The sequence below is a fragment of the Leptospira sanjuanensis genome (assembly GCF_022267375.1).
GTDB lineage: Bacteria > Spirochaetota > Leptospiria > Leptospirales > Leptospiraceae > Leptospira > Leptospira sanjuanensis.
Genome location: NZ_JAIZBH010000001.1, coordinates 748,908 through 761,215, shown reverse-complemented (window position 1 = coordinate 761,215; position 12,308 = coordinate 748,908). Strand labels below are relative to the sequence as shown.

Annotated in this window: 9 protein-coding genes; 7 read left to right on the top strand and 2 right to left on the bottom strand. The window is 46.0% G+C overall.

The genetic code is table 11. The annotated features are described in order from the left end of the window. Window positions 1-28 precede the first annotated feature (28 nt). Window positions 29-1,051 carry a tRNA dihydrouridine(20/20a) synthase DusA gene (gene dusA / locus LFX17_RS03480; RefSeq protein ID WP_238747651.1) on the bottom strand — a complete coding sequence of 341 codons (1,023 nt, stop codon included), beginning with the start codon at window positions 1,049-1,051 and terminating at the stop codon, window positions 29-31. 107 nt (window positions 1,052-1,158) lie between these two features. Between dusA and LFX17_RS03475 the strand changes: the two genes are divergently transcribed. From LFX17_RS03475 to LFX17_RS03445, 7 genes are all read left to right on the top strand, one after another. After that, complete coding sequence (locus tag LFX17_RS03475; RefSeq protein ID WP_238745055.1) at window positions 1,159-2,178, top strand: LIC10647 family lipoprotein; 1,020 nt, start codon at window positions 1,159-1,161, stop codon at window positions 2,176-2,178. Next, entirely contained in the window at window positions 2,178-4,301 is a 2,124-nt protein-coding gene (gene mnmC / locus LFX17_RS03470; RefSeq protein WP_238745053.1) for an FAD-dependent 5-carboxymethylaminomethyl-2-thiouridine(34) oxidoreductase MnmC, read from the top strand. The genes LFX17_RS03475 and mnmC overlap by 1 nt, the downstream gene beginning before the upstream one ends. Window positions 4,302-4,326: 25 nt before the next feature. Further along, window positions 4,327-6,207 (top strand): RecQ family ATP-dependent DNA helicase, encoded by a 1,881-nt coding sequence (locus LFX17_RS03465; protein ID WP_238745051.1) that lies wholly within the window; start codon window positions 4,327-4,329, stop codon window positions 6,205-6,207. Between the two features lie 376 nt (window positions 6,208-6,583). After that, window positions 6,584-7,906, top strand: a complete 1,323-nt coding sequence (srpA, locus tag LFX17_RS03460; RefSeq protein ID WP_238728916.1) for a sigma factor sigX-regulated lipoprotein SrpA — start codon at window positions 6,584-6,586, stop codon at window positions 7,904-7,906. Between the two features lie 342 nt (window positions 7,907-8,248). Beyond that, window positions 8,249-8,770, top strand: a complete 522-nt coding sequence (locus tag LFX17_RS03455) for an RNA polymerase sigma factor (protein WP_238728915.1) — start codon at window positions 8,249-8,251, stop codon at window positions 8,768-8,770. A gap of 2 nt (window positions 8,771-8,772) precedes the next feature. Continuing rightward, entirely contained in the window at window positions 8,773-10,131 is a 1,359-nt protein-coding gene (locus LFX17_RS03450) for a FecR family protein (protein WP_238745049.1), read from the top strand. A 14-nt stretch (window positions 10,132-10,145) separates the two neighbouring features. Then, a complete protein-coding gene (locus LFX17_RS03445; RefSeq protein ID WP_238745047.1) occupies window positions 10,146-11,108 on the top strand; it encodes a hypothetical protein in 963 nt (320 codons plus the stop codon). A 98-nt stretch (window positions 11,109-11,206) separates the two neighbouring features. Here the strand turns inward: LFX17_RS03445 and dinB are convergent, their stop codons facing one another. After that, window positions 11,207-12,295, bottom strand: a complete 1,089-nt coding sequence (gene dinB, locus LFX17_RS03440; RefSeq protein WP_238745045.1) for a DNA polymerase IV — start codon at window positions 12,293-12,295, stop codon at window positions 11,207-11,209. Window positions 12,296-12,308 lie beyond the last annotated feature (13 nt).

The window sequence follows — 12,308 nt, the reverse complement described above, 5'->3', positions numbered from 1 at the left end:
TCCCGCGCGGATGGATGTAAAGTGAAATTTAGATCGAAGGAATCAAATCAAGCGCGTCGTTCGGAATCTCGCTCACCGCTTTCGACAAAAGATCGCTCGTATAATTCGAATACATGTTCTCCGTAAGAATTCTTCGGAAACTGCGCGCTCCTTTTTCTCCGTGAAACAAACCGAGCATGTGACGAAGCGCGTGATGCGGTTTTCCACCCTGCTTCTCTTTGAGAATCACTTCTTCGATGTATTCCTGCATGCGTTCCACGACTTCCCTTCTGCTCAAGGAAGGTGTGTCGTCTCCGTAAAACAGGGAATCGATTTCGGAAAATAGATACGGAGTTTCGTAGGCCGCGCGGCCGATCATCACGCCGTCGTTCCACCGAAGTCGTTCCTTCATTTCGGATAGCGTTCGGATTCCTCCGTTGATCTCGATCAAAAGATCGGGGAATTCTTTCTTTAAGGTTTCTACGTCCGCATAACGCAGAGGAGGAACTTGACGGTTTTGCGCCGGTGAAAGTCCGCCTAAGATCGCGATTCTTGCGTGCACGATAAATCGCCTGACGCCCGCTTGGCGAACACAATCGATAAATCGAACTAAATCCTCGTAGGATTCTTTACCGGGAATTCCGATTCTGCATTTCACCGTTACCGGAATCGAAGTAACCGCGTCCATCGCGGATACGAGTTCCGCGACCCGTTCGGGTGTTTCCATCAAACACGCACCGAAGTTTCCTTCCCGAACCCGATCGCTCGGACAACCCACGTTCAGATTGATTTCGGAATACCCGTAATCTTCGCAAATCTTAGAAGATTCCGCGAGTGAGTTTGCGTCGTCACCGCCCAACTGAACCGCAAGAGGAAGTTCTTGCGCGCTGTACGACAAAAAGCGATTCCGATCTCCTCGCAGGATCGCGCCGGTGTGAATCATCTCCGTATAAAGAAACGTATGTCTGGAAATCAGTCTTAAGAAATATCGGAAATGACGATCCGTCCAATCCATCATCGGCGCCAAAGAAACAGGGTAAGGCTTCGGAATTTTAGAAGTCGGAACGATCATGAAAGGGCTCGCTACCAGAATTTTTTTGCAAGCCGCTTCGGTCAAGGAACCTCCTCGGCAATTACGGCTTGGAAATCGGAAAGAATCGGAAAAGAATGTCCTGACCGATGGATTTTCTCCGGACGAAACGCAAACGAATCACATACAAGCGATGGATTTTCCTATCGCTCGCGGGATTCTGTCTCGGATGTTTTTCATCCTGCAAAACCTTAGAATCCTTTTTCGAATCGATCATTTTGACCGGAGGCGTGGACTCCACCCAATTGAATTTTTTCGCGAAATACAATCCCTTGGAAGAATGGATTCGTTCCAACGGAGGACTTAAGGTTCCGGAACGGGACGTCCGCCCCGTAAATCACGATCCTCCGAAATCGGTTCCATTTTACACGATCGGTTCCATCCCGAGAAGACTTCCCGGCGCGCCCTATTCCGGTTATTTAGCCGTCTTCAATTACTTCGCGTACGGTTTTACCGTGACATCCCCGAGAACGTTCCGAGGAGATCTTTTGAACTTTCCGGACGACGGGAGAACTTCTTCCAATCTGTTGGAACAGACATTTTTCGGATTGTATCCGCTTCCCGATCCTTTCGGAAGAAAGGCGGAATATCTCTATATGGATTACCAAGCCTATGCGACCTTTTATCTCGGTTTTATCGCTTCGCAAAACTGGAACTTCGGGATCGGCGTCAACCTGGGTTACAGCGTTTACGATTTTGACATATTAGAAAAAGGTTATAGAGTTTCTACGGCGAGAAATCAGACCAGGGCCATCGCCGGGTTCAAATTGTTATACGAATACAATATCGGCCGGTTTTTCGAGGATACGATCTTTTATAACGTCTATCTTTATTTGGAAGCTTCGACCATCGGGAACATCGAGAACAACGATCGGGACTCGTTCCATATAGGAAACTTCGGGAAAACTCCGATCACACAAACCATTCCCGCCTCCAATGCGGAAGGGTATCACGATCTTTATCTGACCATGTCCACGCTTCGAATCGGAGTCCGCAAAGAAATCCAGTTATCCAGACCGACTATGGACGATCTTCTCCGCAAAGACAGAGAACCCCCCAAAGAATCCGTTCCTCCGAAAGAAACACAACCTCTGCCTCCGAGAATTTAATGCTTTCCTGGAAAGAAAATTTAACCCCCGTATCTGCCGAGTTCGACGACATTTACTTTTCCCCGGAAAACGGACTGAAGGAAACAGAACACGTCTTCATTCAGGGAAACGATCTTCCCGAAAGATGGAAGAATTCGAATATTCAAAATTCGTTTACCATCTTGGAGCTAGGGTTCGGAACTGGGCTGAACTTCTTTACGACCTGGAAAGAATATCTCGAATACAAGGACCGGTTCCGCCTCCATTTTTTATCGATCGAAAAATTTCCTCTTAAAAAGGAAGAGATCGCCAAGGCCCTTTCCGTTTTTCCGGAATTGAAGGAAATCACGGACGAATTTCTGAATTCGTATCGAGACTTGATACCCGGAATGAATTACTTTCGTTTTTTGAACGGGAGAATCCATCTTACCCTGTTTCTGGGCGACGTTACCGATGCGTTACGCGAAATTTCCGGCAAAGCGGACGCGATATTTTTAGACGGGTTCGCTCCTTCCAAAAACCCGGATATGTGGCAAATCGAAACTCTACAAAATCTCAAAAACTTCTGCAAAATCGGGACCACGGTTTCCACGTTTACGGTCGCCAGAATCGTTCGAGATTCCTTGTCGACCGCCGGTTTCACCTTGGAAAAACGTCCCGGCTTCGGAAGAAAACGGGAAATGTTGACCGGAAAAATCACGGAAGACGCATTCGAAAATCATAATATACCTCCGAACGAATCGGAAACGTTCCGTCAAACTTCTTCCCCGAACGAACTTGAATCACAAATTGACGGCCAAGATCGAAAGAATTTCTTTTCCGAAACGACCGAGCTTACCCCCTCGGAAAAACCTTGGTGCGTTCGGAATTATCCGAAAACGAAAATCGAAACCGCCGCGATCATCGGAGCGGGAATTGCGGGATCCGCTCTCGCCTATTCCTTATCCCAACGCGGAATCAGAGTGACTTTGATCGATCCGTCCGGAATCGCCAACGAAGCATCGGGAATTCCCAGCGCGATCTCGCATCCGCACCTTACGAAAATTCCCGGAGCCGTCAGCTCATTCACGTTACGCGCCTTTCGATACGCGCTTCAGTTCCTTTCTTCGTTTGCAAACGAGAATGAATTCAAACCTTGTGGACTCTTTCACGGAGTCACGGAAGAAATGAATTCGGAACGATTTCGAAACGGCATAACAAATCATCGCCTCTCCGAAGAGATCGTATCCTGGATTTCGAAACATCAAGATCAGTCGAACGTCAAAAAGGACGATCCGACCAAAATCCGAAGCGCACCGCTGACCGAGGAGATTGGAGAAGGAGTTTTTTTCCCGAAAGGATTCTGGACCCAACCCGCGGCGATCGCGAAAAAATGCGCAAAACAACCCGGAATCGAATTCATACAAGCGGCTGTGACCGAGGTCGTTCGGTCGACTCCGACATCGCCGGACAATTCGGAACGTCCTTCCTGGAAACTCAAACTCCAAAACACCGATCGGGAAGTACATTCTAATTCTATAATATTCTGTAATTCTCATTCGATCGGAGAACTGCTCGCGCCCCTATTCGACGGAAAAGAACCCTTCCCGATCAAAAAAGTCCGCGGACAACTTCTCGTTTTGAAAGAAACGAAAACTTCCTCCGAATTGAAGCACATTCTCTGCGCGGAACACTACTTTACGCCGTCCATTCACGGAGAACACGTCTTGGGTTCCACCTTTGACGAATTCGATCTAGACCGGAATCCGCGCCCCAAAGACACGGAACAATTGCTCGAATATCTTCGGAACAAATATCCGAGTTTACACTGGGATCAAGGCTCCGTTCTTTCCGAGCGGGTCGGATTCCGCGCGCAAACGCCGGACCGTTTTCCCGTATTGGGACCGGTCTTTGATCCGAGAACCTTTGCGACAATCTACAAGGAAATCGAACTTCCCCGCAACCGATCCAAAAAATATCCTCGTTTACAACCGATCCCCGGCCTCTATGTTTTCGGAGGATTGGGCTCCCGAGGAATTTTAAGTTCTTTTTTGGGTGCGGAGATTCTCGCATCCTTGATACTGGGAGAACCCGCTCCCGTCGAATCGTCCCTACTGGAATTTTTGCATCCCGCTCGGTTCCTCTATCGGAAGGTTCGCAAATGAGATGAGTTCGCGGTAACTTAATTCGATGAATTCGCCGGAAAACAATCACATTCAAAATTTAGAATCTTCTTTGAAGGAAGTATGGGGGCTGCCCCGTTTCCGCAAAGGTCAAAGAGAAGCGATCGAATCCGTTCTAGTCGGGAACGATACGTTGGTCATTCTTCCCACCGGAGGAGGAAAATCGCTGATCTATCAATTGCCCGCGGTTCTAGACGAATCGACTTTAACGCTCGTCATTTCTCCGTTGATCGCGTTGATGAAGGATCAAGTCGATTCCCTCAAAGCGAAAGGGATCGCCGCCGAATACTGCAACTCGACGCAGGACGATCTCGAACAATTGAGAATTTTGAGCCGCGCCGCCACGGGCAAAATCCGCATCCTTTATCTTTCCCCCGAAAAAGCGCTGAGCAGACAAGTATTCGAAATTCTTCCCAAACTTCCTTTGGGAAGAATCGCGGTCGACGAAGCGCATTGCGTTTCCCAATGGGGGCACGACTTCCGGCCGGAATACCGCAAACTCTACGAACTGAGAAATAAATTTCCGAAAAAGATTCCAATCATCGCGTTAACCGCCACAGCAACGTCCCGAGTCGTCAAAGACATATCGGATTCTCTCGGTTTAAAAGAACCGAATCTGATCAAAGGAAGTTTTTATCGCGAAAATCTCAACTTCTCGATCCGATTTCCGCAAAACGAAACCTCGAGAGAAAGCGAACTTCTCAAACTTCTCATCCAAGGGAACTTTCAAAAAACCGCGAGCGGAAGAGCGATCGTCTACTGCGCGACAAGACAAAAGGTGGAATCGGTTTACGAATTTCTAAAGAAGAACGGATTCAAAGTCGGAAAGTATCACGCGGGAAGAACGGATTCCAGCAGGGAAAAAACGCAGGACGGTTACAGCGCGGGGAAGACGAACGTTCTTGTCGCAACGAACGCGTTCGGAATGGGACTCGACAGTCCCGATGTCCGCCTTGTGGTCCACTATCAATCTCCCGCATCATTGGAAAGTTATTATCAGGAAGCGGGAAGAGCGGGACGGGACGGAAAGTCCTCGGATTGTATTCTCTTTTATCACCCGTCCGATCTCGTGACGCAGAGTTTTATCATCGGAAAGGAAAGCAACCGTAAGGGTGGAGAAACTCTTCTTTCTTTCGTGAAAGAATATGCAATTTCCGGCAAGTGCCGTCAGCAGATACTTTGTTCGTATTTCGGAGAGGAAATTTCCGCTTGCGAAACCTGCGACATCTGTTTGGAAAAGGAAACTCCGAATTCTTCTGCGGAAAACGGAAGAGAACGATTCCTAAAACGCGAAGAGGATAAAAAACAAAAAAGGGAAGAAAAGGAACGATACGATTTTTCGGACGAAGAATTGAATACGATCGAGGAAGTTCTCGAACAAATCCCCGGCAAATTCGGCAAACGAATGATCGCGGGAGTTCTGCGCGGCTCGAGATCGAACGAAATTCTCAGAAAGAAATTGGATCGTTTATCCCAATACGGATCGCTGCGATCCGTTCCGGAAGAAGCGATCTTAAAGACTCTCGACGAATGGATCGCGGAAAAAAAAGTCAGAATCGTCGGAGATAAATATCCGAAACTCATTCTCGCATCGACCGTAATCGTTAGAACTCCGCGCAAAAAAAAGGATCCGAACGAACAAACCGACGCCGAAAAAAAATCCCTTCCCGCAAAAAACGTAATCCAGGAATTAAAGAATTATCGGGATCGAGAAGCAAGGCGCAGAAAGTGGAAGAAGTTTATGGTGCTTCAAAATCCGGTCATCGTTCAGATCGCAAAAGCCATGCCCGAAACGACGGAAGAACTTTCCCTCATCAAAGGAATGGGTTCCGCCAAGGTTGAAAAATTCGGAAACGATATTCTACGTATATTAGAAAAGTGGAAATAAATTCGGGCAACATTTCCGCGGTTCGATTGTATTTTTAGACCGGATTCGTGGTAGTTCCCACAACGCGGACCTTGTTACGGCTGATTCTACCGTTTTAGAACAATTTGTGGTAGTTCCCACATTTTTCAATTTTCTTCACAGTGGACGAGCTTCCAATCTATCGTCGCGACCGGTAAGCCGCCGCTCAACATCCGGAGTTCCGACTTTTTTCAAAAAAGCTTCTCTTTTTAAGTTTATACAGTTATAACTTGAACTGTACGCAAACATCACTTTCACATTGTTACCAAAACCGAAGAAAGCTTTTTCTCAAATCCTGTCTCAGTCGTCTTGGAACCTCTCTATATTTCTTTCGTGATTTCATTGGAGGTTTTACACGATGAAACAAAATAAAAAGAAACATAACGGAAGAATGATACAGGTTACGGCTTTTGTAACCGCATTGTTGTTCACGATCACGAGTTGCAAGAAGGATAAAAAGGACGATACCTTGGAGCTGTTGTTGGCCGCTTCGGTTTTAAACGGACCGAACGGAACGGCGACATTTAATTTTTCCAATACAAACGGTTTGCTCGCGGCAAGAACTCAAGATTCTTCCCATTTTTTAACTCTTCCGAACTCGATCGGAGTAGGTTCCGGATTTCTAACGGATTTGGGCGGGGAAGATCCGCAAACGTACGGAGACGGGGCCGGTGATGGATTCAATGATAAGTTTTTAACCCCCGAAGCAGTGGGAATTCAAGTCTGCAAAATCGTAGCCTATAAATCCGTCGCGAAAGGCGGTCCCGAAAGAGGAAAAGAGACATTAGAAAATGCTAATTTTGTTTCCTTTGACATCGCGGGAATGCTTGGAATACTCAATCTCATGATGCCGAACGTCGGTCCTTGTCCTGGATTTTTTCCTGCGGGAATTACTCAGATCGAAAAAGCAAATCCGATCTCAATTCCAATTCGACAAATTCCTGAGAGTGAAAGAGGAGACTATGATCGAGTAGGCGTCGTAGCAAGAGCGTTTACATATTATTTTAAATCCGCCGACGTCACCGAAAATTCCTATCGATATGTGGATCTAGTATTGAATAACCCGAAAATCGAAGGAATCACACCGCCTGCGGGAAGTCCCGGCGCTTCCGGCGTCGTTTGGGGAAATGCGGAAAGAGGCGATGTCGTTTCTCCGATCTTTACGAAAGACTGTTACGCGTCTTACATGACGAGTCCAAGTTTTATATTCCAGGATCTCGCAACCGTCGAGGAAAAAAGAACGCCGCGTATGGGCTGTAATTTTCTCGAAGGATTCGTAGATTCTGGAAGCGGTTCTTTTATCAACGGGATCGGGTCACAGGAACAATTTACAAGACCGAACGACTTCCTAAACGCACCGATCGGTAGTGTCGCGACTACGGATAAGTCGAAAAAACTGAAATTTAGAACTCCTGCATCCGCGGCCTCCTTGGGGACAAACGATCCTTACATTCTTGTAGTCGACCTTGACGCTTCGAAAGGAACGAGCGGAAGCCTTCTGTTCAACGTCTCCGTAGATAAAGTCCTCTTCTGGGACTCCGCAGCCGGAGACAACGTATTTTCTCCGCAATCGGACGCGGCGGACAGACCGAACGCAACGAGCGGATCGGATAACCTGACAAACACCGCGAGAAAAAACCTGATCTTTCGCTTACCGACGATCCTAAGTCAGACGAAGTGAAAGAAGTCCGAACATTTCGGAACCTATGAAATCCGGAAAGGATCCGATCTTTCCCGCAAGCAGAACACAGAAAGGAGCGTTACGCCCCTTTCTGTGTTCTTATTTTAAATTCTCAATGAAAATCAATGTCATGTTCAATATGCAAATTATAAAATATTTTCTTTTGCAATATCAAAATGCCACAGGAAAGAATTTCTTCTTCTCAAAAGATAAAGTAGAGGATTCCGAAAAATTTATGCCTCGATCTAAATCGTATTCTATTTCCATCATGCAAAAAATGAAATTATCCTCGGTCGACTTCCGATCGGAGCTGTGTTTCCTATTTGTATCCAACGGGTTAAAATGAAGTTAAGTCAAGATCACGATTTTTCCCTGTTTTATCGAAACTACAAAGATTCCATCTATAAGGTGATTCGATTTCTCGCTTCGGATCCGGAAGAAGTGGAAGACATCGCTCAGGAAGTTTTTTTGAATCTTTACAAAGCATTTCCTAATTTCACTCCCGAAAGAGGAAGCTTTTATACTTGGGCGGCTGCGATCGCAAAAAATACTTACTTTACGTATAGAAAAAATCGGAAGAAAGATCTGTTATTACAGGGAGACGGACCGATCGAGACCTTTCGAGTGGAAGACGACTTTATCAAAAACGTCGAGGCGAAAATCGTAGAGGAAGAATTGAGAGAGGTAATCTCTTCTCTTCCCGAACCCGAAAAAAGCATTATTTTGTTAAAAGAAATCAACAACTACACTTTGGAGAAAACATCACAGGCGTTAAACATTTCAACGAGGACCGTCAGCAGAAAACTGTTAAAAGCGTTGGATCTGCTCAGAGAAGAATTAGAAAGAAGAAAAGTGGCTTTGTAATTATGGAAAGAAAAGATCTACACGAAGAATTCGAAGAACTGATGTCTTTATTTCTCTTCGGCGAAACGACACAAGAGGAGAATCGGAAATTAAACGAAATCATCGATCTCGATCCGGAACTCAAACGAAGATACGAAAACTACATTCGAACACAAGCCGGTTTGAAAGAACACAAACTCGAACTCGAAAAACTTCTTTTCGAAAACGCGAAACAATCCGGTAAAACAAGACTCCTTCAAGCAAACTATAGAAATCCGTTTTTAGCCGCCGCGGCGTTGGTCTTTCTAGTGGTCTCTCTGACTTTGATTTTCAGAACAAAAACGACACAATCTACGGAAGGGATTCCGATGGAAGTCTCGGGGAACTGCGCTCGGGAAAAACTTCTTTCGGATTGGATTCAAACCGATCCAAACTCCTTTTGCGATGTAAAGATCGACGGAGCGGCAGGAAGCGTCCATTTCAGAATCTTTCCGAACTCGAAGATTCGAGTTTTAAATCTGGCAAAATCGATCGAAGAAAGTAAAACGGAAGGATATAAACTTTCCCTCTTTCTGCAAAAAGGAAATCTTTTGTTAAACGAAGTCATTTCCGATCCGCAAGGAAAGACGACTCTCTACATCGACGGAACCTCGATCCGATTGACCGGAACCAAGGTGTGGATTCAAAAGGAAGAAGGAGGATTCAAGATCGATGTTTGGGACGGGGCTGCGGAAATCCGTTCGGGAGTTCGATATCTGCTTCCTTTCGTGCTTAATGCGGGTTTGGAAACGTCCATACGCGAATCGGAAGCAACGATGATCAAAAACGATCCGAAATTGAAACTATCGCTCGAAGAAGTATTTAAAGACGTGTTTCAAACGAGAATCTCGAACGCATCGCTGGAAACCGATTCGCTCTCGTTTACGAACGATTCTTCCGAAGACTCTCTTTCCATTTTAGAAAAAACGAATATGGATCCGCGGAAAACTTCTCTTCTTCTGGAAAAAATCCAAAAGAAAATCGAAACCGATTTATCCGGCAAGAAACCGACCGTCCTAAGCAAGGAACACATTCAAAATTTGGAACGTTTTTCGGAGCGATCGGAAAATTCAAAGTCCGCCGATATAGAACTTCCTCCGAAAATCGAAAAGAAACCGGAAACATTCTCGATTTCTAAATTTCCAGAGTCGACCGAACGCCTACCCAAAACCAAAAAAGAAGAACCCGCACAACCCGTGCGCTTAGGAAACAAAACGATTCGACTCAAGGACGGGACGGAACTCAAAGGAAGCGTAACTCAATACGGTGACAAATACGTCGTCGAAATCGAAGGCAGAAAAAAAACGGTCTCATCCAAAGAAGTTGAGTCGATCTCGTTTTGAACGATTCGGAGCAAATGCGGTTTAAGAATTCCATCGGAAAAATTACGGCTCTTTTTCCGGGCCTTTGTTGTCTTTATTTCTTGCTACATGCGGGAAAAATCAAAGCCGACACGATTCTTTTAAAGGACGGAAGAACGCTGGAAAACGTGAAAACTTCCCTACGCGAAGATCACGTCTTAGTGGAGGAAGAAACCGGTAAAACGGAAAAAATCGATTTAACGGCGGTCGAAAAAATTCTCATTGCCGAAGTCAAAAAATCCGAACCGCCGAAGGAAGAACTTAAGAATATTAAAAAGTTCTACTTTTCCATCGGATTTTCCGAATGGAGGGCGAACGTCGCGGATAAACCCGACGTCAGCCGAGGTTACAATGTCTTTGATTTTTTCACCACAGTCGTAAATATCGATCCCTACTTAGAGAAAAAATATACGGTCGAAGTCCGAACGATTTCCGTTTCCGGAGAATATCGCAAAACCAGAAATCTCGGTTTTTCTCTCGGTTTGGAACAAAGCTCGTTTTCCTTTCCGGATCGAAGCCTATCTCCGTTTCTCGGCATTCTTTCGAGCGCCAATCTCAATTCTTTGCCGGAATATCAAAATCTTGCGGGACTTGCAAATTTCGGAGTTTGGACCGATCCGCATTTCGGCGATTTCAAACGGAATCGGCAGGCAGGTAGTCCGTTTCGAATCGAAACCCTTTCCCTTTTGCCGAGCGCAAAATACTACGTTCCGATTTCCGATTCGTTGTTTTGGTTCGTACAAACCGGATTCGGAATCGGAAAAAGTTATCAGAGCGGAATCTATTCCGGCTCCGTTCTACAAACGGTTTTGTTTGTGGGAACCGGATTTCAATGGGAATCCGATTCTTATTTTTTGAATGCGAATGTCCAATACAGACAAACGGAATTGATCGCGTCCGCGCGTTCGTATCGATTCAGCGAACCGGCCTTCGCGATCAACTTCGGATTCAAGCTCTGATCGATACGATCAGAGCGTTTTTAATATTCCGACCGTAAATGCAGGCAATCGAAACGATTTTCGGTCGGTCAAAAACGGATCATTCTAAATTTAGAATATTATAATTCCGGAAATAAACTCGGTTCGTCTTCGGCTGCGCTCGGATGAGAAAGGCTGATTCCCAAAAGTCGAATCGCCTTAATCGCGGTTTGTCTTCCGTCCTTGGTTTCGAAAAATTCCTCGAAAAGTTCCGATGCTACGGAAAAAAGTTCCTCCGTCGTATAGATCGTCTCGGGCAAGGTTTTGGATCTTGTCTTTAAACTGAAATCGTGGAATTTGATCTTTAAGGTCAAAGTCCTTCCGGAAAAATCCCTTTTTTTCAATCTTCGCTCCACCTCGACGGCGACTTGTTTCAATTGATAGAGCAAATCCTCCTTATCGATTCGATCCTGCTCGAACGTATTTTCGGCTCCGAGAGATTTTCTTTCGCGGGAGGACTGGACTTCACGATCGTCTTCTCCTCTGGAAATCTTATAATAGTAGATTCCCATCTTTCCGAAGTGACGGATAAGTTCGTCTATGTTTCTGTCACGCAGATCTTTCCCCGTGCGGATTCCGAGTTCTTCCATCTTTTGAGCCGTGACTTTCCCGACTCCGTGAAAACTCGCAACCGGAAGAGGATCGATAAACGAAATCACTTCTTCTGGACGAACGACCATAAGGCCGTTCGGTTTGTTTTTTTCGGAAGCGAGTTTTGCGATGAACTTGGAATTTCCGACTCCGGCTGAGGCGGTCAGGTCGGTGCGTTTAAAAATTTCGGCTCGGATTTCCTTTGCGATCGTCACCGCAAACGGTATATTCTTTTTATTGAATGTAACGTCCAGATATCCTTCGTCGAGAGAAAGCATCTCCACACGATCCGTGTATTCCAAAAAGATTTCGCGGATCTGCCTCGAAACCTCCTTATACACTTCAAAACGCGGAAATACGAAGATGGCTTGAGGTGCGAGTTGCGCCGCTCGGGAACTGGGCATCGCAGATCGAACTCCGAACTTTCTCGCCTCGTACGATGCGGCGGCGACGACGGATCTGCTCGTGGGAGGTCCGCCTACGATCAAAGGTTTTCCCTTGTATTCCGGGAAATCCCTTTGTTCTACGGAAGCATAAAACGCATCCATATCCACATGAATGATTTTGCGCGGCTCCATACGGTTTCGGTCA

Bases quoted from the DNA above. Each gene is read 5' to 3' on its own strand.
- dusA (WP_238747651.1), bottom strand. From the start codon at position 1,051: ATGATCGTTCCGACTTCTAAAATTCCGAAGCCTTACCCTGTTTCTTTG.
- LFX17_RS03475 (WP_238745055.1), top strand. From the start codon at position 1,159: ATGGATTTTCTCCGGACGAAACGCAAACGAATCACATACAAGCGATGG.
- mnmC (WP_238745053.1), top strand. From the start codon at position 2,178: ATGCTTTCCTGGAAAGAAAATTTAACCCCCGTATCTGCCGAGTTCGAC.
- LFX17_RS03465 (WP_238745051.1), top strand. From the start codon at position 4,327: ATGAATTCGCCGGAAAACAATCACATTCAAAATTTAGAATCTTCTTTG.
- srpA (WP_238728916.1), top strand. From the start codon at position 6,584: ATGAAACAAAATAAAAAGAAACATAACGGAAGAATGATACAGGTTACG.
- LFX17_RS03455 (WP_238728915.1), top strand. From the start codon at position 8,249: ATGAAGTTAAGTCAAGATCACGATTTTTCCCTGTTTTATCGAAACTAC.
- LFX17_RS03450 (WP_238745049.1), top strand. From the start codon at position 8,773: ATGGAAAGAAAAGATCTACACGAAGAATTCGAAGAACTGATGTCTTTA.
- LFX17_RS03445 (WP_238745047.1), top strand. From the start codon at position 10,146: ATGCGGTTTAAGAATTCCATCGGAAAAATTACGGCTCTTTTTCCGGGC.
- dinB (WP_238745045.1), bottom strand. From the start codon at position 12,295: ATGGAGCCGCGCAAAATCATTCATGTGGATATGGATGCGTTTTATGCT.